This window comes from Pseudomonas sp. GW821-FHT01E10 (assembly GCF_059422365.1).
Map to the genome: position 1 here is coordinate 84913 of NZ_JBWKWT010000004.1, position 26590 is coordinate 111502.

General features: G+C 58.5%; 20 protein-coding genes. 10 read left to right on the forward strand and 10 right to left on the reverse strand.

Annotation, left to right across the window (positions count from 1 at the left end; all coding sequences use genetic code 11):
- The first annotated feature begins 114 nt into the window (after positions 1-114).
- A complete protein-coding gene (trhP, locus tag AC07V0_RS09615; RefSeq protein WP_064618918.1) occupies positions 115-1440 on the forward strand; it encodes a prephenate-dependent tRNA uridine(34) hydroxylase TrhP in 1326 nt (441 codons plus the stop codon).
- A 110-nt stretch (positions 1441-1550) separates the two neighbouring features.
- Here trhP and AC07V0_RS09620 read toward each other — a convergent pair whose 3' ends face one another.
- A complete protein-coding gene (locus tag AC07V0_RS09620) occupies positions 1551-2267 on the reverse strand; it encodes a FadR/GntR family transcriptional regulator (protein ID WP_007940425.1) in 717 nt (238 codons plus the stop codon).
- Positions 2268-2550: 283 nt separating this feature from the next.
- Here AC07V0_RS09620 and AC07V0_RS09625 point away from each other — a divergent pair, with 283 nt between their 5' ends.
- Positions 2551-3897, forward strand: coding sequence for an MFS transporter (locus AC07V0_RS09625; protein WP_026286354.1), 1347 nt, complete (start codon positions 2551-2553; stop codon positions 3895-3897).
- A 23-nt stretch (positions 3898-3920) separates the two neighbouring features.
- Entirely contained in the window at positions 3921-5264 is a 1344-nt protein-coding gene (gene gudD / locus AC07V0_RS09630) for a glucarate dehydratase (RefSeq protein ID WP_064618924.1), read from the forward strand.
- A gap of 40 nt (positions 5265-5304) precedes the next feature.
- Here the strand turns inward: gudD and AC07V0_RS09635 are convergent, their stop codons facing one another.
- The gene (locus AC07V0_RS09635; RefSeq protein ID WP_018925401.1) at positions 5305-6183 is read right to left on the reverse strand and encodes a LysR family transcriptional regulator; all 879 of its coding nucleotides are present in this window, start codon (positions 6181-6183) and stop codon (positions 5305-5307) included.
- 160 nt (positions 6184-6343) lie between these two features.
- Between AC07V0_RS09635 and ampC the strand changes: the two genes are divergently transcribed.
- Positions 6344-7498: a class C beta-lactamase gene (gene ampC, locus AC07V0_RS09640; RefSeq protein ID WP_281253752.1), complete on the forward strand. Its 1155-nt coding sequence runs from the start codon at positions 6344-6346 to the stop codon at positions 7496-7498.
- Between the two features lie 274 nt (positions 7499-7772).
- On the opposite strand, the gene AC07V0_RS09645 is transcribed toward ampC, so the two are convergent.
- The 3 genes from AC07V0_RS09645 to AC07V0_RS09655 all read right to left on the reverse strand — a co-directional run bounded on the left by AC07V0_RS09645 (position 7773) and on the right by AC07V0_RS09655 (position 9620).
- Positions 7773-8039, reverse strand: a complete 267-nt coding sequence (locus AC07V0_RS09645) for a hypothetical protein (RefSeq protein WP_007941174.1) — start codon at positions 8037-8039, stop codon at positions 7773-7775.
- A 16-nt stretch (positions 8040-8055) separates the two neighbouring features.
- A complete protein-coding gene (locus AC07V0_RS09650) occupies positions 8056-8433 on the reverse strand; it encodes a DUF6124 family protein (RefSeq protein WP_018930331.1) in 378 nt (125 codons plus the stop codon).
- A 641-nt stretch (positions 8434-9074) separates the two neighbouring features.
- Positions 9075-9620: a DUF4174 domain-containing protein gene (locus AC07V0_RS09655; protein WP_019579989.1), complete on the reverse strand. Its 546-nt coding sequence runs from the start codon at positions 9618-9620 to the stop codon at positions 9075-9077.
- 164 nt (positions 9621-9784) lie between these two features.
- Here AC07V0_RS09655 and AC07V0_RS09660 point away from each other — a divergent pair, with 164 nt between their 5' ends.
- Positions 9785-10180, forward strand: a complete 396-nt coding sequence (locus AC07V0_RS09660) for a VOC family protein (protein WP_007939410.1) — start codon at positions 9785-9787, stop codon at positions 10178-10180.
- On the opposite strand, the gene AC07V0_RS09665 is transcribed toward AC07V0_RS09660, so the two are convergent.
- Together AC07V0_RS09665 and AC07V0_RS09670 are read right to left on the reverse strand one after the other, a co-directional pair.
- Positions 10162-10947: a sulfite exporter TauE/SafE family protein gene (locus AC07V0_RS09665; protein WP_018925398.1), complete on the reverse strand. Its 786-nt coding sequence runs from the start codon at positions 10945-10947 to the stop codon at positions 10162-10164. The two genes, AC07V0_RS09660 and AC07V0_RS09665, sit on opposite strands and share 19 nt — an antisense overlap.
- 164 nt (positions 10948-11111) lie before the next feature.
- Entirely contained in the window at positions 11112-11861 is a 750-nt protein-coding gene (locus AC07V0_RS09670; protein WP_018925397.1) for a hypothetical protein, read from the reverse strand.
- A gap of 248 nt (positions 11862-12109) precedes the next feature.
- Here AC07V0_RS09670 and AC07V0_RS09675 point away from each other — a divergent pair, with 248 nt between their 5' ends.
- From AC07V0_RS09675 to AC07V0_RS09685, 3 genes are all read left to right on the forward strand, one after another.
- Positions 12110-13258 carry an aldose epimerase family protein gene (locus AC07V0_RS09675; protein ID WP_064618933.1) on the forward strand — a complete coding sequence of 383 codons (1149 nt, stop codon included), beginning with the start codon at positions 12110-12112 and terminating at the stop codon, positions 13256-13258.
- Positions 13259-13434: 176 nt separating this feature from the next.
- A complete protein-coding gene (locus AC07V0_RS09680) occupies positions 13435-14256 on the forward strand; it encodes an aldo/keto reductase (RefSeq protein ID WP_064618935.1) in 822 nt (273 codons plus the stop codon).
- A 30-nt stretch (positions 14257-14286) separates the two neighbouring features.
- Entirely contained in the window at positions 14287-14757 is a 471-nt protein-coding gene (locus tag AC07V0_RS09685) for a DUF1810 domain-containing protein (RefSeq protein WP_018925394.1), read from the forward strand.
- Here AC07V0_RS09685 and AC07V0_RS09690 read toward each other — a convergent pair.
- On the reverse strand, positions 14722-17082 hold the full coding sequence (locus AC07V0_RS09690) for a DNA polymerase II (protein WP_173861184.1): 2361 nt from the start codon (positions 17080-17082) through the stop codon (positions 14722-14724). The two genes, AC07V0_RS09685 and AC07V0_RS09690, sit on opposite strands and share 36 nt — an antisense overlap.
- Positions 17083-17277: 195 nt before the next feature.
- Between AC07V0_RS09690 and AC07V0_RS09695 the strand changes: the two genes are divergently transcribed.
- Positions 17278-20010: an RHS repeat-associated core domain-containing protein gene (locus tag AC07V0_RS09695; RefSeq protein ID WP_087126078.1), complete on the forward strand. Its 2733-nt coding sequence runs from the start codon at positions 17278-17280 to the stop codon at positions 20008-20010.
- 100 nt (positions 20011-20110) lie between these two features.
- On the opposite strand, the gene AC07V0_RS09700 is transcribed toward AC07V0_RS09695, so the two are convergent.
- Positions 20111-24895 (reverse strand): NEL-type E3 ubiquitin ligase domain-containing protein, encoded by a 4785-nt coding sequence (locus AC07V0_RS09700; protein ID WP_158245533.1) that lies wholly within the window; start codon positions 24893-24895, stop codon positions 20111-20113.
- Between the two features lie 485 nt (positions 24896-25380).
- On the opposite strand from AC07V0_RS09700, the gene AC07V0_RS09705 reads away from it, so the two are divergent.
- Positions 25381-25821, forward strand: a complete 441-nt coding sequence (locus AC07V0_RS09705; RefSeq protein ID WP_007939416.1) for a CBS domain-containing protein — start codon at positions 25381-25383, stop codon at positions 25819-25821.
- Between the two features lie 114 nt (positions 25822-25935).
- Here the strand turns inward: AC07V0_RS09705 and AC07V0_RS09710 are convergent, their stop codons facing one another.
- The gene (locus AC07V0_RS09710) at positions 25936-26556 is read right to left on the reverse strand and encodes a glutathione S-transferase N-terminal domain-containing protein (RefSeq protein WP_018925392.1); all 621 of its coding nucleotides are present in this window, start codon (positions 26554-26556) and stop codon (positions 25936-25938) included.
- Positions 26557-26590: the final 34 nt, after the last annotated feature.

The window sequence follows — 26590 nt, forward strand, 5'->3', positions numbered from 1 at the left end:
TTGGCGCGAGTGCCATCTGTTTGTTGGTCAAGCATAGATCCAGATCAATAAACCCCGCGTGCAGGCCGCTTACCCTTGCCGGCTTTTGCGATCGACACTGCCATGACTTGCGCCATGCCACTCATCCCCCCGGAACTGCTCGCCCCTGCCGGCACCCTGAAAAACATGCGTTATGCCTTCGCCTACGGTGCCGATGCGGTATACGCTGGCCAACCGCGCTACAGCCTGCGAGTGCGCAATAACGAATTCGATCACGCCAACCTCGCGCTCGGCATCGCCGAGGCCCAGGCTCAGGGCAAGCGTTTTTATGTGGTGGTCAATATCGCCCCGCACAACGCCAAGCTGAAAACGTTCCTCAAGGATCTGGAACCGGTGATCGGCATGGCGCCGGACGCGCTGATCATGTCCGATCCCGGCCTGATCATGCTGGTGCGCCGGCACTTCCCGCAGATGCCGATCCACCTGTCGGTGCAAGCCAACACGGTGAACTGGGCCAGCGTCGAGTTCTGGCAGCAACAGGGCTTGAGCCGGATCATCCTGTCCCGCGAACTGTCGCTGGAAGAAATCGCCGAAATCCGCCAGCACGTCCCGGCGATGGAGCTGGAAGTGTTTGTGCACGGCGCATTGTGCATGGCCTATTCCGGGCGCTGCCTGTTGTCGGGCTACATGAACAAGCGTGACGCCAATCAGGGCAGCTGCACCAATGCCTGTCGCTGGAAATACTCGGCGACACCGGCCAGCGAAAATCAACTGGGTGAAATCGTCCAGCACCACTCTCCCGAACCGACCCTGGGCCTCGGCACGCCGACCGATCAGGTGTTCCTGTTGCAAGAGGCCAATCGCCCCGGCGAACTGATGCCGGCGTTCGAGGATGAACACGGCACCTACATCATGAACGCCAAGGACCTGCGCGCCGTCCAGCACGTCGAGCGCCTGACACAGATGGGCGTGCATTCACTGAAGATCGAAGGCCGGACCAAATCGCATTTCTATTGCGCGCGCACCACCCAGGTTTACCGCCGCGCGATCGACGATGCGGTGGCTGGCCGAGTGTTCGATCGCAGCTTGATGACTGATCTGGAGTCCCTCGCTCAGCGCGGCTACACCGAAGGTTTTCTACGCCGGCACGTGCATGACGAATACCAGAACTACCAGAACGGCAGCTCGGTTTCAGAGCGCCAACAGTTCGTTGGGGAGTTGACCGGCGAACGCCGCGACCGGCTGGCCGAGGTACGGGTGAAGAATCGTTTTGGCCTGGGCGATCACATGGAACTGATGACGCCCAAGGGCAACTTCCACTTCGACCTGCATCAACTGCAGAACCTCAGGGGCGAGGCGATTGAAGTGGCGCCTGGGGATGGGCACACGGTGTATTTGCCGATTCCGGATGCGGTGGATTTGCGTTATGGATTGCTGATGCGCGATATAGCGCCCCTGTAGGAGCGAGGCTTGCCCGCGAAGAACGATGACGCGTAATACCTGAAAAAACGCGGTGTATTCTTCGCGGACAAGTCGGATCGCCGCACTGCTCGCTCCTACGCACTGACGAATCAGCTGCCGCCCGCCGAAAAGCGGTCGCGGCTGTTGGTCAGGTGCAACCACATGGCTGCCCGCGCCGCATCCGGATCCTGGCGCTTGATGGCGTTGAGAATCGCCTCGTGTTCAAGGTTGGCGAGTTGCCCCAGCTTGCTCAAATCCGCTGACCCGCGCTCGGCGGCATTGACGCGGGTGCGGGGAATCATCGCATTGCCCAAGTGCTGCATGATCTCTGTGAAGCATACATTGCCGGTGGCTTCGGCGATCAGCAGGTGGAAACGTTTGTCGGCCTCGACGCAGCTGTCGTTGTTGGCCAGCAAACTTTGATAGTCATCCAGCGCTTCACGCATCTGCGCCAATTGCTGATCGGTACGACGCACCGCTGCCAGCGCGGCGGCCTGGGTTTCCAGGCCCATGCGCAACTCCAGAATGCTGCGCACCCCCAGCGCGGTATCGACATTCAGCCGCAACCCCTGCTCCGGCGCACGCTCGATGACAAAGGTGCCGATGCCGTGACGGGTTTCCACCAGCCCTGAAGCCTGCAATTTCGAAATCGCCTCGCGCACCACCGTACGGCTGACCCCATGCTCCTGAACAATCGAATTCTCCGAAGGCAGCTTGTCCCCCGGCAGCATCTGGCCGAGCAAAATGCTCTGGGTCAGCTTGGCCACCAGATCATGGGCCAGGTTGTGAGCGCGCTTGCGGGCGGGTGCGTCGATGTCTTCTTGCATGGTGATTATCCGTAAGGCAGGGCTATCCGGATCGTAGCACCGGAATCGATTGGAATCCCCAGAAAACAGCCTCAAACTTGTATGACAACACTCAACAAATTCACCATTCGAACACCATCACAACCCCACACCCGACCCAAAAAAGCATAGAAATCATCCGACAAATAGCCATTTTATTGGACTACAGTGCTTGTCGAATCGAAAAATTCAGTTGTATGATGTCTATCAACATCGCAATACCCAGCCACACCCCGCATAAAAATAACGAGTGGGAGAAAACGAAGTGAATACATCCATATCCGGGATGAACGATGGCGCCGATTCGGTCCTGAAGTCCGCCATCTCGAAAGTGAAACGCCACGTCCTGCCGCTGTTCGTGATCATGTTCATCGTCAACTACATCGACCGGGTGAACATCGGCTTCGTCCGCGCCCACATGGAACATGACTTAGGGATTGGCGCTGCCGCCTACGGCCTCGGGGCCGGTCTGTTCTTCATCGGGTACGCGCTGTTCGAAGTGCCCTCCAACATCCTCCTGCAAAAAGTCGGCGCGCGAATCTGGCTGACCCGCATCATGCTGACTTGGGGCCTGGTGGCCGCCTGCATGGCGTTCATCCAGAACGAAACCCACTTCTACATCCTGCGTTTTCTGCTCGGCGTGGCTGAAGCCGGGTTCTTTCCCGGGGTGATCTATTACTTCACCCGCTGGTTGCCCGGTGTGGAACGCGGCAAGGCGATTGCGATCTTCCTCAGCGGCTCGGCGATTGCTTCGCTGATCTCCGGCCCGCTGTCGGGGCTGCTGCTGCAAATCAACGGTTGGGGCATGCACGGCTGGCAGTGGATGTACTTCATCGAGGGCATGTTCTCGGTCGGGTTGTGCGTGTTCGTCTGGTGCTGGCTGGACTCCAAACCCCACGACGCCAAATGGCTGACCCTGGCTGAACAGGACGCGCTGGTCAAAGCCATCGATGACGAACAACTGGCCCGCGAAGCCGCGACGCCGATCAAACCGTCGCTGGGCACACTGCTCAAGGACCGCCAGATCATCCTGTTCTGCCTGATCTACTTCTTCATTCAATTGACCATCTATGCCGCGACCTTCTGGCTACCGAGCATCATCAAGAAAATGGGCGACCTGAGCGACATCCAGGTCGGCTTGTTCAACTCGATTCCGTGGTTGCTGTCGATCGTCGGCATGTACGCCTTTGCCTCGCTGTCGGGCAAATGGAAGCACCAGCAAGCCTGGGTCGCCACTGCCCTGCTGATCGCTGCGGCGGGAATGTTCATGTCCACCACCGGCGGGCCGATCTTCGCCTTCGTTGCGATCTGCTTCGCCGCATTGGGTTTCAAATCGGCTTCGTCGCTGTTCTGGCCGATTCCCCAGGCGTACCTGGATGCGCGGATCGCTGCCGGCGTGATCGCGCTGATCAACTCGGTGGGCAACCTCGGCGGCTTCGTGGCGCCGACCACCTTCGGTTTGCTGGAAGAGCACACCGGTTCAATCCAGGGCGGGCTCTACGGCCTGGCCGCCACCTCGATCATCGCCGCGATCATCGTCTTCGCCGCGCGCAATAAACCGAAACCCGCACCGGCCGTTGCACTGGGCAAACCAGCGCCGAATCACGCTTGAATATTGGTTGAAAGGACAAAAAAATGAACCCACAAGAAGCCGCAAAAGCCCCGATCATCACCAGCATGCAGGTTGTGCCGGTGGCCGGCCACGATGGCATGCTGCTCAACCTGAGCGGCGCCCATGGCCCGTTCTTCACCCGCAATATCGTGATCCTCAAGGACAACGCCGGTCACACCGGCGTCGGCGAAGTACCCGGTGGCGAGCGCATTCGCCAGACCCTGGAAGACGCGCGCGCACTGGTGGTCGGCAGCCCGATCGGCACCTACCAGAAGATCCTCAATCAAGTGCGCCAGACCTTCGCCGATCGCGATGCCGGCGGTCGCGGTTTACAAACGTTCGACCTGCGCATCACCATTCACGCGGTCACCGGCCTGGAAGCGGCCCTGCTCGACTTGCTTGGCCAGCACCTGGACGTGCCGGTCGCCGCTTTGCTCGGCGAAGGCCAGCAGCGTGATGAAGTGAAGATGCTCGGCTACCTGTTTTACGTCGGTGATCGCAACGAAACCGATCTGGCTTATCGCGATGAACCGGATGCCGACAATGACTGGTTCCGCGTACGTCACGAAAAAGCCATGAGCGCCGACGCCGTGGTGCGCCTGGCGGTCGCCGCTCACGCCCGCTATGGCTTCAAGGACTTCAAACTCAAGGGCGGCGTGTTGAGCGGCGACGAGGAAATCGAAGCGGTCACGGCCCTCGCCGAGCGCTTTCCCGATGCGCGCATTACCCTCGATCCGAATGGCGCCTGGTCGCTCAAGGAAGCGATCCGCCTGTGCCGTGATCAGCATCATGTTCTGGCTTATGCCGAAGACCCCTGCGGGGCGGAAAACGGTTACTCGGGCCGCGAAGTCATGGCTGAATTTCGTCGTGCCACGGGCCTGAAAACCGCGACCAACATGATCGCCACCGACTGGCGGGAAATGGGCCACGCGATCCAGCTACAGTCGGTGGACATTCCTTTGGCGGACCCGCACTTCTGGACCATGCAGGGCTCGGTGCGGGTAGCACAGATGTGTCACGAGTGGGGCCTGACCTGGGGCTCGCATTCCAACAACCACTTCGATATTTCCCTGGCCATGTTCACCCACGTCGCGGCCGCCGCGCCGGGCGAGATCACAGCCATCGACACCCACTGGATCTGGCAGGACGGCCAGCGCCTGACCCAGTTACCGCTGCAAATCGTCGACGGCTGCGTGCAAGTACCGAAAAAACCTGGCCTGGGGGTTGAGCTGGACATGGATCAACTGGCCAAGGCCCATGAGCTGTACCAAGGCATGGGGCTCGGCGCGCGGGATGACAGCGTGGCGATGCAGTTTCTGATTCCGGGATGGAAGTTCGATAACAAGCGGCCGTGCCTGGTGCGCTAAACCTCTGGAAACACCGCTCCCACAAGGAGTGGTGTTTCCACTATTTCATCTGGGCCGTTTGCAGCAGCCAGCCCCGGAACGCAGCCATCGCCGACGTTTCGGGACGCGACTGCAAGCGGGTCAGCCAGTAGCTGCCGGTGGTGATCCCGATGGCGAACGGTTGCTCGATTGCGCCCGCCGCCAGTTGCCGGGCAAACATCAGCGGTGGCGCCAATGCCACACCTGCACCTTGCAACGCAGCCTCCATCATCGCCAGCGAGGAATCGAAGACGATGCTCCGGGGCAGCACGGCATGGGCCGAAAGACCGGTCGCCTGAAACCACTCCGGCCACTCATCCGTGCGATAGGAGCGCAACAGCGTTTGCTGCAACAGATCCTCTGGCGCCTGCAATTGCCGGGCGATCTCCGGCACACAGAGCACCGACAGTGGTGCCTCGATCAACCGCACCGCTTCAATCCCATGCCACGCCCCCGCGCCAAAGCGGATGGCGTAATCCAGGCCTTCAGCGGCCACATCCACCCGGTTGTTATTGGTCGACAGGCGCAAATCTATGTACGGATGTTTCTTCTGAAAATCCGCCAATCGCGGCAACAGCCAACCGACCGCGAACGTCCCCACGGCGCCCACCGTCAACACTTCACGAAAATGCCCACCCTCGAAACGCTCCAGGGTTTCGGCAATCCGGTCGAAGGATTCGCGCAATACCGGCAGCAGGGTTTCACCTTCGCTGGTCAGCATCAGGCCGCGGGGCAGGCGTTTGAACAAAGTCACGTTAAGCTGGGCTTCAAGACTTTTGACCTGATGGCTCACCGCCGCCTGCGTGACGCACAACTCCACGGCCGCCCGGGTGAAACTCAAATGGCGCGCCGAAGCCTCGAAAGCACGCAACGCATTCAGCGGCAAATGAGGTCGAATCATGCCAGCCCCCAAAATTTTCTAATGGCTCATCCGAAATATCGTCGTTTGCCGGTCTTCGCCAAACTGCCTAGATTTGGCTCGCCCAACAGCGGACCGCCTTTAAAAACCGCTCGGAGTGTAGCGGTTAACACCACGAACAATCATGGACAGCGTCTCAATCATGCGTAAAAAAAATCAGAAGAAACTCATATCCTACAGCGCTTTCGCACTTCTCCTCGGTGCCAGCCACAGCTTTGCTGACGAGCGCATCGAAACCATCGTTAAAGCCGCCATCGAACCGGTGATGCAGCAACAGAAGATCCCCGGCCTCGCGATCGCAATCACCGTCCATGGTCAGCCGCATTACTTTAACTACGGCGTGGCCTCGAAAGAAAACGGTAAAGCCGTCACCGAAAACACCCTGTTCGAGATCGGTTCGGTGAGCAAAACCTTCACCGCCACCCTCGCCGCCTATGCCCAGGCGAGCGGCAAACTGTCCTTGTCGGACAACGCCAGCCAGGTACTCCCGGCCTTGCGCGGCAGCGCGTTCGATAACATCAGCGTGCTGCAACTCGGCACCTACACCGCCGGCGGCCTGCCCCTGCAATTCCCTGGCGAGGCAGACCGTCAGGACAAGATGCTCGGCTATTTCAAGCAGTGGAAACCGACCTACGCCGCCGGCACTCATCGCCAGTATTCAAACCCCAGCCTCGGGCTGTTCGGTTATCTGGCAGCCCAGAGCATGGGGGCGCCGTTCGATGAGCTGATGGAGAAAACCTTGCTGCCGAAACTCGGCCTCAAGCACAGCTACCTCAAGGTGCCGCAGGATCAGATGGCGCTTTACGCCCAGGGTTACAGCAAGGATGACAAGCCTGTGCGGGTCGAGCCGGGTGCGCTGGATTCCGAAGCGTACGGCGTGAAAACCAGCGCCGCGGACCTGCTTCGCTATGTTGAGGCGAACATGAATCCCGCGTCGCTGGAAAAGCCTTTGCAGCAAGCCATCGCCAGCACTCACACCGGGTATTACCGGGTTGGCGAGATGACTCAAGGGTTGGGATGGGAGCTCTACAACTACCCGGTGACGCTCGACACCCTACTGGCCGGCAACTCGTCGCAGATGGCGCTTGAGGCCCATGAAGTCCGGTGGCTGACCCCGCCACAACCTCAACGCGACACCGTGCTGATCAACAAAACCGGCTCAACCGGCGGCTTTGGCGCCTACGTCGCTTTTATCCCGGCGAAGGACATCGGCATCGTGATCCTGGCCAACAAAAACTACCCGAACCCGGAGCGGATCAAAATCGCCTACCAGATTCTGAGTGCGCTGACCAAATAGCCGAGGGCGACGCCCCGTAGCAGCTGCCGAGCCTGGAAATAATTGGCCGGATTGGCACAGAACCTGTGGCGAGGGAGCTTGCTCCCGCTGGGCTGCGCAGCGGCCCCAAACCAGTCACCGCGGTACATCAGATAGGCCTAGGGTGCAGGGTTTACGACTGCTACGCAGCCGAACGGGAGCAAGCTCCCTCGCCACAATGGATCACCAAGTTTCAGATTTCCGTTGGTAAACAAAATGGGCGACCTGTTGAGGTCGCCCATTTTCGTTACTGCATTTAAATCTGTGCCTGCAATCGTCGCCCGATCACATCCATCAAATCACAGCCGTCGCGCAGCGGAATCGCCAGCACCCGCGCGAAGTCCTGCAACAGCAATGCATCGCGGCTGATCCCCTCGCCGATGGAGAGGGTTTCCAGTAGTTGAGTCACGCTTCTGATGCGGTAGGCCGCCGTGTCATGCAACACATCCACAGGTGCTTCGGTATCAATCAGCAACGACGGGATTTTGCAGTCGATGCCCGTTATCGGCATGTATCGAGCCATAACTGAACCTCCCTGATCAATGTTGAGTGCCTGGCTGAACTGCAGTTGCGCCTTCGGGCGGATCGATAGTGTCCAGTGCGCGGTTCACCAACAATTCGGCGACTACCGCCAACTGCTGAATCGTCAGCGCCACGTTGCGGTTGGAGCTTTCCAGCTTGCAGGCCAGATCGGTGATCAGGACATTCAGGGACGCGAGGGTTTCGCAGGCGTGGCTTAGCAGGGTTTCTGTGTGGACACCGGGGACGATGGTGAAGATGTGGCTGATCGGGTCGGCGCGCCTGGGGTTACGTAAGCGAGCGCTGATGGCGGGTTCGGTCACTTCGGAAAGTTCGACGGGATCTAGGGAATCATCATCGGCTTGGGTTTCGGGAGGGTTAGGCGTTTGTTTCTTCATATGGGAAGTACTCTGTTGAGTTTCAGGGGGAGCTACCCATCTCACTTCCACATGAGGGTGGCAGCTGTACGCAGGTGTGGAAGACCAGGGAAACTCACCAAAACCCGGCGCACCCGAAGGTGCTCCCGCGCACAGCCGCCATAACGCGGCAATGTTGACATAAAAAATGTCGCCATGCGCTTTACAAGCGTTGGAAAGTATCTCTGACCACGGACTTCCACATCCGACCACTGATTTTGCAGCGGCAGAAGAAGGTTATCCGGGCAGTCGACGGGGCGATAGTTCATGGAATGCGCTACGTCTTGCAGGAAATGTCCGACGCAAACGAAGGCGCAGACTTAACGTCCTAGGACGCCCCAATTCCGTAGCAGCTGCCGAGCCTGGAAATCATTGGCCGGATTGGCACAGAACCTGTGGCGAGGGAGCTTGCTCCCGCTGGGCTGCGCAGCGGCCCCAAACCAGTCACCGCGGTACATCAGATAGGCCTAGGGTGCAGGGTTTACGACTGCTGCGCAGCCGAACGGGAGCAAGCTCCCTCGCCACAATGGATCACCAAGTTTCGGATTTCCGTTGGCAAACAAAATGGGCGACCTGTCGGGTCGCCCATTGGGGTAAGCCTTCTCACCACTACTCAGCTCAATTCAATCATCCGGCTGCTCAGCCGGCTTGGCGGGCTTCGCCGGTTTGCCTTTGGTGCCTTTAGCACCTTTGACCGGTGCGACTTCAGCCACCGGCGCTGGCACCGGTACTGTTGCTTCCTTCTCGGCCGTCGGCAGCTGGTCGACGGTGTTGAATATCTCTTTCAACTCGACCGCATCCGACTGCTCAAGCTTCTTTTCGCCATCCTTGCCGATCAGGATGATTTTGCTCTTCGCCCCGGCGCCCAGCTTGAGTGAGCGGATCAACGCCATCGTCGATTGCGGGTCGAGGTCTTTGCCGTCCCGTTGGCCCATCGTATTGATCACGGTGTACAGCACCATGTTTCGATCGGTGAAGCCTTTGCGGTTGGCAGAGTCGTCCAGTGACTTTTTCAGGTTGAGCCAAACCGGGTCCACCGAACTGGGCGCGATGACTATCAGGGGACGAGCCCGGCCCACGTCTTTAACCAGAGGGGAATCGTCATCGGCGGCAAATGAAGGACCGACGAAAGCCAACAGGGTAGCCAGGGTCAAAGACCTGATGAGCATGCGCATCTCCTTTTGATATCCACGCTCTAATGATTGCGCATCGCGGTGATCGTTCCGGGCGATGCACCGCGATTGTGTTCCGCCTTGCCCAAGCTTAGGTCAGGGCGGTCATTGCGCAACAGCCTGAGCTAATCTCATAGCTGATTCATCGTGAGGGTTTATCCATGAGCGCTCAGCTGAACCACACCATCGTCTGGTGCCGTGACAAACAGGTTTCGGCACGCTACCTGACCGACCTCCTCGGCCTGCCCGATCCCGAGCCGTTCGGGCCGATGCTGGTGGTCAAGTTTGATAACGGGGTGTCGCTGGATTTCTACAACAACGACCCGCCCATCGCGTCCCAGCACTATGCGTTCTTGATTGGAGACGACGACTTCGATGCGGCCTTCGCTCGCCTGCAGGCGATCAAGCAGCCGTGGTGGGCCGACCCCGGTAAGCAGCGGCCCAACGAGATCAACGATTACGCCGGTGGCCGGCGGGTGTATTTCGATGACCCGGACGGGCATCTGCTGGAGATTTTTACTCGGGAAGCGGTATCGGATCAGAACGCCAGTTTATAGCCGATCAGCACCAGCATCGTGGCCAGGCACGGACGCAGCAGTTCGTCGGAGATGCGCCCGGTCAAATGGCTGCCCAGGTAAATCCCTGGCAGCGAACCGACCAGCAAGAAGCCCAGGACGTGCCAATCCATATTGCCCATGCTCGCGTGGCCCAGGCCGGCGACCAGGGTCAGGGGCACCGCGTGGGCGATTTCGGTGCCGACCAGGCGACGAGTGGGCAGCAGCGGATACAGAATGAACAGCGCAACGGTGCCCAGGGCGCCAGCGCCGATGGAGGTCAGGGCCACCATGGTGCCTAGCACCAGACCGGTGATCACGGTCAGTGCATTCAACCGGGAACCGCTGGGGTTGTAGTGACCGCCCGCCCGTTTGTGAGCGAAATCGAGCAAGCGTTTCTTGAAGAAAATCGCCAGCGCCGTGGCGAACAATACGAAGCCCAGCGCCTGTTTGATGACGGCGTTCATCGCCTCGGGCGAGGTCTGCAAAGTGCTCAGGAACCACAGCGTCAGGGCTACCGCCGGCACGCTGCCGAGGGTCAGCCAACCAGTGATTGCCCAGTCGATGTTCTTGTTCTTGCGATGAACCAGCACACCACTGGATTTGGTAATGGCCGCGTACAGCAAATCCGTGCCCACCGCCGTGGCCGGGTTAACGCCGAACCACAGCAGGATTGGCGTCATCAACGAACCGCCCCCAACACCGGTCATGCCGACAATAAAGCCGACCACCAGACCCGCTACGACCAACCCGAAATTACCGAAATCCATTAATACGCCCAGAAATTCGCAGGAAACAAACCGGTCAGCAGCATAGCGATTTTTCTTATAACCACATATATCGATGCGGTCTATCGTTATGCCAATTCACCGATTTGAAACAGCGACTCCCCACTCAATACCAACCCCACAAGAATTGCGCTTTATCCGACATCTCACTGCACCGGCAAAAAATTCAGGAACAGCAGACTCTGGGCGTAGTTCAGGCCGATCCGCCGGTACCGCTCATCGAGCATCTGGGTCAGCAGGTCCAGTCGCGCGACGATTTTGCCGAACTCCACGGCAAAACTCAGGTTGCTGCCCTCCTCCGAAATTTCGTTGGAGAACAGCAAAGGCTCGCCTTGCCTGTTTTGCCGCTGGCTCAAGATCCAGGTGGCTTTTTCGATGTTGCGCGCGGCATTGCTGACGAAGGTCGGGTTGAGCGCATCCGTCATGTAGAACTCCAGCCGATTGCCATGGGCCGTCACCAGCATGCTGCCAATCGCATAGATGAATGCGCCGACCCGGTCACCGAGGAATTCCGGGCTCATGGCGAAGCTCAGCGCCGCGAGGTCTTTTTTGCCGCCGAGGGTGGGCAGCGGCTCTTGCTGTTCGATGGCCATGCGCACCTGTTTTTCTGCGGTGCCGACATCGAGGAAGCCAGATTTTTTCAGCTCCTGCGGGTTGCGCAGGTAGAGCTTGTTCATCAGCAGGTAGAGGCTTTCGAGGTTGTCGCGCATCGTCAGGGTCGCCATGCGGTCGACGCTGGTCTGGAGGAGTTCCTGGGGTTTGCCATCGCGAAACTGGCTGATGACATCGTTGCCCGGCTGATGGCTGCAACCACTGGCGAGGAGCATCGACAGGCTAATCAGCAGCAAGCAATGACGGCGAATGTGCAGGGTAAAACGGGGTAAAACTCGAGCCATGGGTTCTTGAACTTGGGCATGGGCCGGCAGTGGGGATCGCCGCGGGCTGGCCAAGGATAGAACCGTGAAAGCTGAAAAAGTGCAGTGCCGGTGGTCCGTAAGCTCTGGTCACCATGAAAGCGATCTCTTATTAGTCATACTTTTAATTGCAATGTTCAAGACATAAGCTATAAATCCTTCCTTGATCGCACTTAAACACGATCATTAGTATGACTACTTCTTAAAAACAACAAAAAGGAAGGTCAACCATGCTTCAATCCCGACACCTGCTCTCCGGCCTCGGACTGTCCCTGATGATCGCCACCCTCTCCGCTCACGCCACTGGTTTGTCCAGCGAACAAAAAGCCTTCGGCAAAACCAATGACGGCACGCCCGTCGAGCAATACATTTTGCGCAACAGCCATGGCCTGCAGGCCACGGTCATTACTTACGGCGGGATTCTCCAGTCGCTGAAAGTGCCGGATAAAAACGGCAAGCTTGACGATGTGGTGCTCGGTTTCGACGACGTGCAGGGTTATCAAAGTGGCACGGCGTTTTTCGGCGCGACCATTGGCCGCTTCGGCAATCGCCTGGCCAACGGCGCCTTCGAGCTGGATGGCAAGCGCTTTCAAGTGCCGCTCAACGACGGCAGCAATTCGCTGCACGGCGGGGCCCAAGGTTTCGACAAGCGGGTGTGGAAAGCCGAACCGAGCAAGGGCAAGGATTCGGTGGGCGTGACGCTGACGTACCTGTCGTCGGATGGCGAAATGGGTTTCCCCGGCAACCTGAAAACCGAGGTCACCTACAGCCTCACCGAGAACAATGAGCTGCGCATCGACTACAAGGCCAGCACCGATAAGCCCACGGTGCTGAACCTGACCAACCACAGCTATTTCAACCTGGCCGGCGCGGGTAACGGCGATGTGCTGAAGCAGCTGGCGACCTTGCACGCCGCCCATTACACGCCAGTCACCGGCAAACTGATCCCCACCGGTGAACTGGCCCCGGTCGCCGGCACGCCCATGGACTTCACTCAACCGACCGCCATCGGTCAACACATCAAGGCCGATCACCCACAGTTGAAATTCGCCGAACCGAAACAAGGCGGTTTTGACTTCAACTGGGTGCTGGACGCCAAGGGTGACCTGGGCAAACTCGCCGCCGATGTCAGCGATCCGCAATCCGGCCGTCGCTTGCAGCTCTACACCACCGAACCTGGCGTACAGTTCTACACCAGCAACTTCCTCGACGGCTCGGTCAAGGGCAAGGCCGGCAAGATTTACCCGCATTGGGGTGCCTTTACTCTGGAAACCCAGCATTATCCGGACTCGCCGAACCAGCCGAGCTTCCCGTCCACGCGGCTGGATCCGGGCAAGACCTATGCCCAGACCACCGTGTTCAGGTTCTCCGCCCGGTAGATCAAAAGATCGCAGCTTTCGGCAGCTCCAGGGGGCTGGATACACCCGTGATATCGCGGGTGTGCCCCGCCCTCGCAGGAGCTGCCGCAGGCTGCGATCTTTCATGATGACGACGGAACCACCCTGCTATTTTGCTGCCAACTGTAGTATCGATCGGACTTCGACAAGGAGGATTCATGCGGACTCTTGAGCTGGCCGGCCGCCCTGTGCCGGTCATCGGCCAAGGCACCTGGCACATGGGAGAGGAACGCTCCCGACACACCAGGGAAGTTGCAGCGCTGCGCCTGGGTATCGAGTTGGGCATGACCCTGATCGACACCGCTGAGATGTACGCTGAAGGGGGCGCCGAAGAGGTGGTGGGTGAAGCCATCACAGGCCTGCGCGACCAGGTTTTCCTGGTGAGTAAGGTCTACCCTCACAACGCCAGCCGCAGAGGCATCCCCCAGGCTTGTGAACGCAGCCTGCGGCGGTTGAATACCGATTACATCGATCTTTATCTGTTGCACTGGCGCGGCGAGTATCCCCTTGAGGAAACCGTCGAGGCCTTCGAACGCCTGCGCGAAGACGGCAAGATTGGCCGTTGGGGCGTGTCCAATTTCGATCTGGATGATCTGGAAGAGCTGGCCTCACCGGCCTGCGCCACCAATCAGGTGCTGTATAACCTGGAAGAGCGCGGCATCGAATTCGATCTGCTGCCCTGGAGCCAACGGCAAAAGATGCCGGTGATGGCCTACTGTCCGATCGGCCAGGGCGGACACATGCTGGCCAATCCAATACTCAAACAAGTTGCCGCCCGTCACGAGGCGACACCCGCGCAGGTAGCGCTGGCATGGATTCTGCGTCAGAACGGAGTGATCGCCATCCCCAAAGCGGTCCACCCCGAGCATGTGCGGCTCAACGCACAAGCGGCGCAATTGCGTCTGGAGGCTGGGGATCTGGAGGCGCTGGACCAAGCGTTTCGCGCGCCACAACGCAAGCAGCGGTTGGCCATGGTCTGAGCCATCGCGGATCTATCAGAGGGCATCGGCATGAGAAGTACCGATCAGCTCGACTCTTTCAATTTGCCACGCTTCGTCCAGGCGCAGGATCCTGTGTTCGAGTGGGTTCAGGATGAACTGCGCGCCGGCCAAAAGCGCCGACACTGGATGTGGTTCATCTTTCCGCAGTTTGCCGGATTGGGTGACAGCGAAATGTCCCGCTACTTTGCCATTCGCTCCAGTGAAGAGGCCGCGGCGTACCTCGAGCATCCGTTGCTGGGGCCGCGCTTGCGCACCTGCACGCAATTGGTGCTGGATGCTCCTCAACGTTCGATCACCAAGATTTTCGGGCACCCCGACAACCTCAAGTTTCATTCATCGATGACGCTGTTCGCCCAGGTTTCGCCAAAAGGCAGCCTGTTCCATCAGGCGCTGGATCAGTACTTTCACGGCATACCGGATGACTGGACGCTGTCGCTGCTGGACTCAAAACAGGCCCAGCTGCCCCCCAATCAGCGTTGAGAAATCGTCATCCACGAACGGCAGGATGGCATCCGCCACCGGTTGCAGCTGCCGGGTGATGTAATGGTCGTAGTCGATCGGCGTGCTGCGCACTTCCAGCGGCTCGGGGCCAGCAACCGTGATCACGTAACGGATCCAGCCGCCGTTGTGATACTGCCGCGGCCGCCCCTGTTGGTCGTTGTAGTCATCGGCGATCCGCGCGGCCCGCACATGGGGCGGCACATTGCGCTGATAGTCATCGAGGGGCCGACGCAGGCGTTTGCGGTAGATCAGGCGCTCATCGAACTCACCGGCCAACGTCTTGCGCACATAGTCACGCACGTAATCCTGATAGGGCTTGCGGTTGAAGATGCGCAGGTACAACTCCTGTTGGAATTGCCGGGCCAGCGGCGACCAGTCGGTGCGCACGGTTTCCAGGCCTTTGTAGACCATCTCGTCGGAGCCATCGGCACGGGTAACCAATCCGGCATAGCGCTTCTTGCTGCCCTCCTCGGCACCGCGAATGGTCGGCATCAGAAAGCGTTTGTAGTGGGTTTCGAACTGCAACTCCAGGGCACTTTCCAACCCGTACTCCTGCTTCACATGCTCGCGCCACCATTGGTTGACGTGGTCCACCAGCGCGTGACCGATCTGCGCGGCTTCGGCCTGACCATGGGGGCGACGCAGCCAGACGAAAGTCGAGTCGGTATCGCCGTAGATCACCGCGTGGCCCTGAGCTTCGATGAGTTGGCGGGTACGCAGCATGATCTCGTGCCCGCGCAGGGTGATGGACGAAGCCAACCGGGTATCGAAGAAGCGACAACCGCTGGAACCCAGTACACCGTAAAACGCATTCATGATGATTTTCAGCGCCTGGGACAGCGGCGCGTTGTGTTCGCGCTTGGCGGTTTCGCGGCCTTCGGCGACTCGGGCGACAATGGCCGGCAGGCAATGCCGGGTCCGTGAGAAACGTGCGCCGCGAAAGCCTGGCACCGACTCGCTGTCGTCAGGATGCTTGAGCCCCTCGATCAAGCCCACCGGGTCGATCAGGAAGGTGCGGATGATCGACGGATAGAGGCTTTTGTAGTCGAGCACCAGCACCGACTCGTATAACCCCGGCTGCGAATCCATGACAAAACCGCCGGGGCTGGCCTGCGGTGGTTTATTGCCAAGGTTCGGTGCGACGAAACCCTGGCGGTGCATCAACGGCATGTACAAATGGGTGAACGCCGCTACCGAGCCGCCGCTGCGATCCGCCGGCAATCCGGTGACGCTGGCGCGCTCCAGCAGGAAAGTCAGCAACTCGGTCTTGGCGAAGATTCGCGTCACCAGTTCGCAGTCCTTGAGGTTGTACTTGGCCAGGGCCGGTTTGTCCTCGGTGAACATGCGATTGATTTCATCCATGCGCTGGTACGGGTTGTCGATCGACTTGCCCTCGCCCAACAGGGTTTGCGCGACGTTTTCAAGGCTGAACGAGGGGAAGCTCCAGGTGGCCGAGCGCAACGACTCGATGCCGTCGATGATCAACCGGCCGGCAGCCGAGGCGAAATAATGATTGCCGCTGCCGTGCTCGCGCCACTGCATTTCTTCGCCGCCACGCCCCAGCTTCAAAGGCACCGCCAGGCGCCGGGCATGTTCGTGCAGGACGCGCAGGTCGAACTGCACGACGTTCCAGCCGATGATGGCGTCGGGGTCATGCCGGGCGAACCACTCATTGAGTTTTTTCAGCAGCAGGGTTCGCGAATCGCAGTATTCGAGCTGGAAATCCACCCCACTGTCATCACCATTGGGCGACCCGAGCATATACACCTGACGCTCGCCGCAGCCTTCCAGGGCGATGGAGTACAACTCGCCCTGGGCGGTGGTTTCGATGTCCAGCGAGACCAGCCGCAGGTTCGGCCGATAGCCGGGGGCGGGTTTCATTTGCGCGTCGAGCAGCAGGCCGTCGGCGCCAGCCGTGCCACCGAACAAAACCGGCGCGGTGATGAACCGCTCCATCATGTAGCGTTCCGGCGGGCGGATGTCGGCTTCAAACACCTCGACGCCTGATTTGCGCAGTGCGGTTTCCAGGCGCATCAGCTGGCCGTGCTGCTGGCAATACAGGCCCAGCACCGGGCGGTGCTCGAAGTCCAGCAGCGCCAACGGCCGCAGTTCAACGTTCTTTTCGCCGCGCAACACCGCTTCGGCTTGCTCGCGCATGGCCTGTGGAATGAACGCGACCGACGGTTGATGCGGCAGGCGGATGCGCCGGGGACCGGCATCGGTCGCCAGCCAGAACTCGACTTCGGTGCCGGCCGGGGTATCGCGCCAATGCCGGGTCAGGACGAAGCCCTGCTGTAAATCCACCACTGCGACCTCAACGATTTGATTCAAGGGGTGATTCTACGCGTCATTGGGCAACCGTGTGGATGCGTTGGGATAGGTGCGTCCCTTGTCACCTGTCATATCTGACAGGTTACACACCCCTCGTACGTTGATAGCATCGAGCCTTGGAGAAAATCCTTGCCGTGACCGATGCTACGCATTGAAGGAGATAGAGAGATGGATCTCACCGTGCATCGGAACACCTCTTCGATTACTGCCAATGATGGCCGCGGCCTGGCGGTTCGCCATGTGGCCTACCTGCGCAATAGCGCTCGCGAGCCTCTGGAAGCGCTCATCACCCGACAGCGTCATGACGTCACCGGCAGACCGGTGGAACACTGGGATCCGCGTCTGTATGGCTCCAGGCCCACCCTGACGACGGTCCATGGGCTGACCGGCCAACCGCTGAAGGTCGACAGCGTCGATTCCGGCTGGCGTCTGAGCTTGCTCGGGGTGGCCGGTGAAGTCCTCTGCCGCTGGGATGAGCGCGGCAATCAATGGCGAAATACCTACGATGATCAACTGCGCATGTTGGCGGTTGACGCCAATGCGCAACCGAACGTCGAAGTCTTGACCTATGGGCGGGGCGATGCGGATCCCGGGAAAAACTTGCGGGGTCAGCTGATCAAGAAAGTCGATCCTTCGGGTTCGATTGCATTCGATTCCTTTAGTTTGCATTACCTGCCTTTAGAAGAAACCCGCACGTTATTCGATGGCTGCGTCTACACCACACGATGGCGCTACGGTGCAGACGGCAAGGCGCTGAGCCAGACAGATGCCGGCAACCATCAGCAGCATTCACGCTACGACGTTGCCGGGCAACTCAAGCAAGTGACACTGCAAATCAATGCCAGCGACTCCGCTCAGGACATCCTCAAGAACGCGCAGTACAACGCCGCCGGCCAGGTCATCGAGCAACAACTCGGCAACGGCATGACCAGAACCTGGATCTACGACCAGGCGGATGGTCGGCTGACACGCATGAAGGCGGGAGTGCCTGGCCAGAACCTGCGGCAAGATCTGGAATATGACTATGACAAGGTCGGTAACGTACTGAGCATAAAGGATCACACCTTCAATCCGGTGTTCTTGGCCAACCAGTACATTGATGGAGCCCGCGAATTCATATATGACCCCCTGTACCGGTTGGTCAGCGCCACCGGTCATGATAGCCCCCCGCCGTCCAGCATGCCGGGGAGGCCGCTGCCCAACGACCCCAACAACTTCCTGAAGTACACACAAACCTTCGAGTACGATACAGGCAACAACCTGATCAAGATTACTCATAGCCGCGCGGTACGCGGTTACACCCATCGGATGCGCATTGATCCGTCCAGCAACCGTGGCGTGCGCTGGAAAGAAGGGGATCCTGAACCCGATTTTTCAAAGCTGTTTGACCGCCATGGCAATCTCCAGGCCTTGCAACCGGGCCAGGCGTTGCAATGGAACAGCCATGATGAGCTGGCCTCCATCACGCTGATCGAGCGCGAAAATGGCCTCCACGATACGGAAACCTTTCGCTACAGCAATGGCGTACGTGTCTATAAACGCCACGAAACCCATACATCATCGACCAGCCATTTCCACGAAGTACGCTACCTTCCCGGATTGGAAATACGCTGCCGCGACACGGGTGAAGAGCTGCACGTCATCACCTTGCCGAACGTAATAGGCAACGTACGCTGCCTGCATTGGCTCCAGGGTAAACCGGAAGACATTGATGCCAATCAGGTGCGCTACTGCCTCGACGACAGCCTGGGTTCCAGCCTCATCGAGCTCGATCAAGCGGGCCGCCTGATCAGTCACGAGGACTATTATCCCTTCGGCGGCACGGCCTCGCTGAGAGCGGATTCGGTGCGGGAAGTCAGTTATAAAACCATCCGCTATTCGGGCAAGGAGCGGGATGACAGCGGACTTTACTACTACGGACGGCGTTATTTCGCGTCGTGGTTGCAACGCTGGATCAGTGCCGACCCGGCGGGAACAGTGGACGGGTTGAATCTGTATGAGATGGTGGGTAGTAACCCGATGAGTTTTGTCGATAGGCTTGGGCTTACCAAAGGAGCCGCGCTTAACCAGAGGGTAAGTGCCCGAACCACCGCCATGCTTGAGGTGCCGCGCACTCATCCGGTGCCTAAAGTGAAAGGCTCCGCGACAAAACAACTGGCTGCAAGCGAAGAACACTTTAAGACACATCCAGATGCGCGGTTCTCAAAAACGTTTAGATCCGAGGTCGCTGTCGCACATGCGGGAGTAGCGATTGAAGGCTCAACACCTGACGATGCCATTTACATCACCGACTTTTTCAATATCCCTTTGGAAAGAAATATAACGCTCACTAAAGCCAAACATGGCGTAGAGATGCACAGACAGGCGGATGATAGCCTCGGTAGAGACAATCCGGTCACAGGTGGCATCCTGAGATTCACCGACCCTGATCGATATACGGAATATTTGAGCAACCGGTATATCGAGCGAATCAAAGATCCTGCGCTTCCTGTAAAAATCTACCGAGGGACGACATCTGAAACGATTGACCTGGCCGGCATAGAGTATGAACAAACGCCACTTCACCCGCTGATAAAGAACCGTATTCAAGGTCATATAGCGGCAAGCGAAGGTGACCTGCCCCAATCCAGTGGACTCCCTGCCGCCCACGCAGAAGTTCAAGCGGCCAATCTGGCGCTTTATATCCAGAAAGCGCAGACCGGGACAACCGACCCGGCGCTCATTCAAGTGGTGACGCAAAAACTACAAGGGGCGATAGCAGCGCAGGCCTTTCCCGCTTGTTTCAACTGCACCCATATCTTGCTTGAGTCCTACGACAATACATCAGCCTTTGATGTCTTGACGGGGAGAACGGCGACGACTCGGTCCCAGTGGAACAGCGCGATAGTGGAATACCGGTAGGGCAATATCCTTCTGGAGCCAAACACGCTAACGGCCCCAAAAAAACCGGTCTGTGCGCAACGACAGACCGGTCGCGTGATGCGATGCGGTACCGTGCAGGCTATGCGGCCTTTTTCCACGCCTGCGCTGTCAGCGTCCTCAATAATCCCTTACGCCCCTCGGCCAACTCAAGAAGTTCGCGCTCATATACCTGCTGTGAGACGGTGCCCGCCAAATGCCGATTGAGCAGCTCCTCTGAGCGAGCATTAAACGCCGTCGAATTCTGTGCGAATGCTTGCGCATGGCGACTCTTCAGGTACTTGCACCAAAACCGCTGCTCAATAATCCGGTTCACCAGCCCCTCACCCGCCTCAAGCGTCAAAACCGATTCATGCGCCTGATCTATCTGCGCATCACTGACCTCGGCCATCTCCCGGAACAACATGCCCCGAGATTGCCATGGCAGATCAAGCCGATCCGCCAGACCGGTCTGAAACGCCAGATAAACTTCCACTTCGTCGATGGTACCGGTGATGTCCCCGTCTTCATCGACCGCCATAAAGCTTTCACCGGCCTGCAATCGGCTCTGGACAGTGGCGCGCGCGATTTCATTGACCTGATCCAGACGGGACTTGCCCTTCGCCAACCTGATCAGGCTGGTTTCGATCTGCTCAGGGCTGCCGGCCAGATACGCTTCGTGAACCAGTACTTTGAACCCCATTTCATTGAAAATCTGCGCACCGGCGTCGGCGCATGAATCAGGGTTGCTCGCCAGGCGAAACAGTTCTTCGCGCAGCGGGGTATCCTGGGCAGCGGCATCGAGCAGGCGCCACACTCGTTGTGTCAGCTCCGGGCGACTGGCTTCTTCGACGTAATCGGCTGAGTCGGCGAGTTGCTCCAGCACCTCGAAAAACCCCTGGGCATTCGGCTCCCCTTCAAGCTCATCCCACAACGTTTGCCTGCTTTGTCGTTCTGCGCCAGACAAACCTTCCAGCCAGTACACACTGGTTTCCTCGCCTTTGGGCGGGTAACTGCGTGCCGGGTCATACCCTACAGAACGCATATAGCTCTGAAATTGTTCACGACCTTGATCTGACAACCGGTCGCGGCTCAAGCGGGTGCGGGCAACAAGCCGTGCCTGCTCCGAACCGGGTGTCACTTGGGGGACCTGTTCGATCGGATTGCCCTGCAGATCCAGTTCAAAGGCGCGCGGTCGCGGCAGCGTGAGCAGGCCGGTGGGCCACTCCGTGATACCGGTATCGTGCAAATCCAACAGGTGGAGTTCAGCCATCCGGCTGACATCCGGCTGCTGCGACAGCGCCGGGTTGCCGGCCAGTCTCAGTGTTTGCAGACGAGTCAGACCAGCCAGATCCGCCACACTGTCAGCGGTCAGCGTCAGTTGGTTATTGGACAGGTTCAGATGCTCGAGCACCGGCAGACTTTCTTGCAAGCGAGGGGCGGCGACCAGCGCGTTATCACTCAAATCCAGCGCCCTCAAGTTGGAAAAATAACGAAGAAAACCGGTGATATCGGTACGCAGTTCGACATGGCGGAACTGTAGCGAACTGACATGCCGGAAATCAGCATTCAATGCTGGCAGATACTCCAGAAAATCACTCGTCCAGTGAAAATTCAGATCCAGGGCGTAGCCGTCCGGCCCCGAAGTTAGTGCAGCCTGCCAGCATTGCTTGATCGCCTTGGCAAAACGTCCCTTGTGGTAGCGTTGATCCATGGGCAGAAGCTCGCCTCTCTCGATCGCCACCCAGCTATCCAGGGCTTTGGTCAGTTCCTCGAACTCCAATTCCCGTTCGCCGATGCCCCGCAACGCCTGAGTCTGCGAGCCGGATGAGCGGACAAAATCGGCAAACGTATCCGCACTCGCCTGCGGGTACAGCACCTTGAACCGATCCTCCAGACTCAAGGTCCCCCCTGTACCGAGCAGAGGCTCATTGATCCGTGCATACCCCTGAACGGCTCCGCGCAAACGGGTTGCGGCCGCGGTGTCCATTACATGTCGAATGGAGGGATCCGGGAGAATTTCGCGCAACGCCGCATGCGTCAGCGGTGCGTTCTGTAATGTCTGTCGCAACTGGATGCCCTGGCCGATTTCGTGGCCCAGTTTTCTGCGCGCGGCGTCAGGCAAGGCTTGTAACAGGGCGGTATAGAAATCGTCGCCGCCATGCAGCGTATTACCCTCTTCGTCATGGGACTGAAAGGTGTTTTCCATGGTTCGCACCAGCACTTTGCGAATGGACACGCGTTCCGGCCCGATACTGTCGAGCAGCGGTCCCTCGAATGACTGGTTGCGAATTTCGATGCGTACCTCGGGCGACCAGCCCGGCAGGCGCTCGAGGCTGTGCAACGCCAGCCGACTGGTATCCAGATTCGCGCTCGAGGGCAAATACAGCCCCTCGTACGCCCGAACAATCCGCCATTCGCGCATCGCCGTGCGGACCTCCTGCCGCAGACGAAACGGCAAATGCTGTCGATCGCTCATCTGTCTTTGTTCCGCCTCGGTGATACCGACCAGCAGCTCATCCATGATGGCACCCGGCAATTGAGGAAACTCACTACGCAACCATCCAACGTGCGCCGCAACGTCGGGGCCGACAGGAGCTTCATCAAGGCTGAAACGAGCATCCACCAACGTCGTTTCTTGCTCACTGGCCGCCGTGGCGATAAGCGCACGCAGTCTGGCCGCCCGCACATCCAGGGCGATGATTCCATTGCCAAACGCTTCATCCAGCAGCGTCTTGACCTCCTGTTCCTGCAGTTGGGAGAGCATCGTTGCGGCCAGATCGTGGTAACCGGTCTGCCCGGATCTGACCTTGATGATCGATTCGCCCAGGTCTGGCGAAGATTGCCAGAGCACCTTGTCTTGCGCATCGAGCCACTGCACGGTGCGGTTCTTGGGCCATTTGCGATGACCCGTCAGCAGCTTCAGTTGAGTCTGCACATCGGCCTGACCATACACCTGCGGGTCACGGCTACTTATTCGCTCGATGAAAGTTTTAACCTCCTGGTCAGCGGTAAAACGCTTGATGGTTGCCACCAGCAACGCCGGCGGCCGCTCATGCTCGACATGTAGTTTGCGCAATACCGCGTCGTCAACACCGCTGACGATCCGGATCAGCTCCAGGGTTTGATCGGAAAACGAATCGACGCGATGTCCCAGGCGTCGCATCAGGGTGACGCCCTGCCAGGTCTGAGGGCGCTCAGCCTCATGCGCCCACGCACCAACGCCATTGTGTACAAGACGGGGGGCATAGGCGTCGCCCCGACGGGGATGCTGGATGCGGTACTGATCCGATCCAGGATCAGGCTCAATCACAAACTGCGTGCCATCGAGCGGCAGCACCTCCTGTCCGGAATGTCGATAAATGCCCTTTTCATCCAGCCGGACAGACTCATCAAGGGTAATCGACTGTGCGTAGCGCTGCAGATCCGCGTCCCATAACCGCGACCTGCCATCGCTCTTTTCTACGACCCTCATGCCCTCGATAAAGGGCGACGACTTGAGCGGCAACAGGGTGCCCACTACTTTGCCTCCTGCCGCGAATGCACCCAACTGGATCAGGCTTTCAGCCACACCGATCAAATGCCCGGCAGCTTCGCTTCTCTGTCCCTCTGACCACTCGACAATCCCTTCGAACGTTTCATCAAGCAGTTGATAGGCGGTATAGGCCAGCATCAGCTCGCCAAGTAACGGTACAAAGAGCGTCGCCACAAAAGTGGCCGCTTCAAGAACGACTGCGGCGACCTTTTGAAAACTATCCCAACGCGCCCAACGAGTTTTTTCATCTTCATCGCCAGTGGGAACCGCCATCGCCCGAGCGTCATTGAGGATCTTGTTCAGTTTCTGGTGAAAGTCACGGGGCCAGAAGTCACCGCTGTTTCGCAGATAGGTCATCCGCAAATCAGGATTGATATTCGGCTCCTCACGCCACGCCGGCTTTTGTTCAAACGGCAAGGATGCATGCCATTGAATGCTTGAAAGCCGGTTATTGAGCTGGAAAAAGAAGGTGCCTCGCTGTTGATGAGGGACAAACCGGCTGAAAAAGCGCTGATACTCAGGCACGCGTAATTGTGAGATCAGTTCTCTATGGAAGCTGGCCAGGGAGGGGTATTGTTTGACCGGATGTTCCGGATCATGGGGGACATAGGCGATGACTTGTTCAATCTGACGGCTGCTATCGAGGTCCGCCGCAATCAGAACAATGCCTGTCAGGGCCGTATCCATCATCCTCAACTCGTAACAGTGCATGGGTTGGCCCTGCAAAGTCAGTGCTTGATGCCCCGCAACCAGATTCAACAGCATGCGGTGAGTATCGTGATCGATGTCTTGTTTCATGAGCGCCAGAACACTGGCCGCACGCAACGCATCCTGTTGGCTGGCCTGTACTTTATGTTGTAACACCGCCCTTGCCACCGGGTTGGTGAACCCCATGAATGCCTTCAGGTAAGCTTGGTATCGAGCCCCGATATCCAGTTCACGACACAGCGCTGCAAAGGCCTCGACAGACAGTTTATGTTTGATCGGCACGACGTCGAATTGCCCGGAAGCGGAAGGCTTCGTAATGAAGTCGCTCGCCCTGTCGAAATAACCCGCTCGGGTTTCTTTAACTTCGAAGTTATGCAGCGAGGCCTCAAGCAGTGACAGCGTCCGCACATCAAACCCGACGACAATGCCCTTGGGGCAGTAAAGCCGCAGGTAGGTCGCTTTGACATCCAGGGTAATGCCGTATTTATCTTTCAGCGCAGTGATTAAAAGCTGTTCTGCGAACGTTTCGACTTCCTGAATTTTGTTCAGGGTTCTATCAGTTTCGTTTTGTGATACCCAACTGTCCTCAAACGCCCTTTTCATCTCACCACGTAATTGCGCCGACGCCATGTCATACCAGGGCATGGCAGGTCCAACATTCTGTTTTAAAGCGGTGCGATTTTCTGCACGGGTGCTCAATAGCCAGTCTGGAATAGACTTGGCAATAAAAGGTATGTGCGGACTCTGAGTCATAGACTCAGGAAGTGAACGCTGCGTAGATTCAGCAGCCGTTAGAGCATCAAACATAATGACGAGTCATCCATGACTTATTAGAGGTATGAGCCTACCCGAATTTCTTTATTCGATTTTCCTCCCTCTATTTCAAGGTATTAACCAAAAAACCCATAATCCCCGTTACCCGGTCTCCCCGGTCGACACGCGACAAAACTGAACGCCCTCCGGGCCTGAGCCTATCCTGCTAATCGACACATTCTCTCGATGAATCGGGGGGGGTTATGAAAAAAAAGCCTGAATGACGCTATTTGCGTGTTATCTGCCGCTTTCTCCCTTGCTCTGTGAGCGTGTCTCTACGATTCTTCAAGAACAACGACAACACCCGAGAAGCCGTCATGAAAACCGTCGCCCAGTTGCTCAAGTTAAAGGCCCAACAGAATCAGGCAGTCCACACCATTGCGCCTCATCAAATGGTGCTGGAAGCGCTGATGGTGATGGCCGCCAAAAACGTCGGCGCGTTACCGGTCCTCAAAGACGGAAAGGTCGTCGGCATCATCAGTGAGCGGGACTATGCGCGCAAACTGGTGCTCAAGGGGCGCTCCTCCGTCGGCACACCGGTCAGCGACATCATGGTGTCGCCGGTGATCACCGTGGACACCCATCAAACCGTCGAAACCTGCATGGGCATCATGTCCGACAAACGCCTGCGGCATTTGCCGGTGGTGGAGGACGGTGAGCTGATGGGCTTGCTGTCGATCGGCGACCTGGTCAAGGAAGCCATTGCCGAACAGGCTGAACTGATTCGGCAGCTGGAGCAGTACATTCGCGGCGAGTGATTGCACACTGTGCGAGGGGGCTTTTGTGGGGGGGGGCTTCCCCCCCCCCCCACAAAAGCTCCCTCGCCACAGATAAGCCCGCCCCTCCCCCACAACATGTGTTTGGCGGTGTTCCTATGGCCAATGCCGAGAGAAGACCGGCGCCAATGCAGGGTGGCGGTCGAAGCGTTCGAGCCAGGCGAAGAACCCCGGCCGCGCAATGCGCAAGTGTTCCCGGGTGCCCGCCCACCGCGTTACCACCGCTGCCAGAATATCCAGCGCGCCCGGTTTTCCATCGTCCAGGTACAACTTGCCGGCGAACTGATCGGCAAACACCTCCCAATGCCAATGCAGGCGTTGGCGGGCACCGGCCATGAGGTTTTGCCGGGACGACTCGTCCGCCTCGGCCAGCCAGCGTTCGGGGTAATCGATGATGCCGATGGCGGTGTAACAATTGCTGACGATATACACCAGGCCATGAATCACCTGATCGCGCTTGATCGGATTTTCCGGCAACAGATTCGACTCCGGAAACGTAAGGCCCAGGTGAATCAGGATGGCCGCACTCTCGGTAAGAACGCCGCCATCAGGCAGTTGCAGAGTGGGAACCTGCTTCAGCGGGTTGAGCTTCTCCAGCGCATGCAGCGCCTGCGGGGACGATGAAACGTCGATGAAGCGATAAGGAACCTCGCACAGTTCCAGCGCGGCTTCGATGGCGGCCGCCCCCGAATTCTGATGCCCATAGAGCTGGTACATGACTAAATCTCCTCTGCGACTCTCTCTTTGTAGC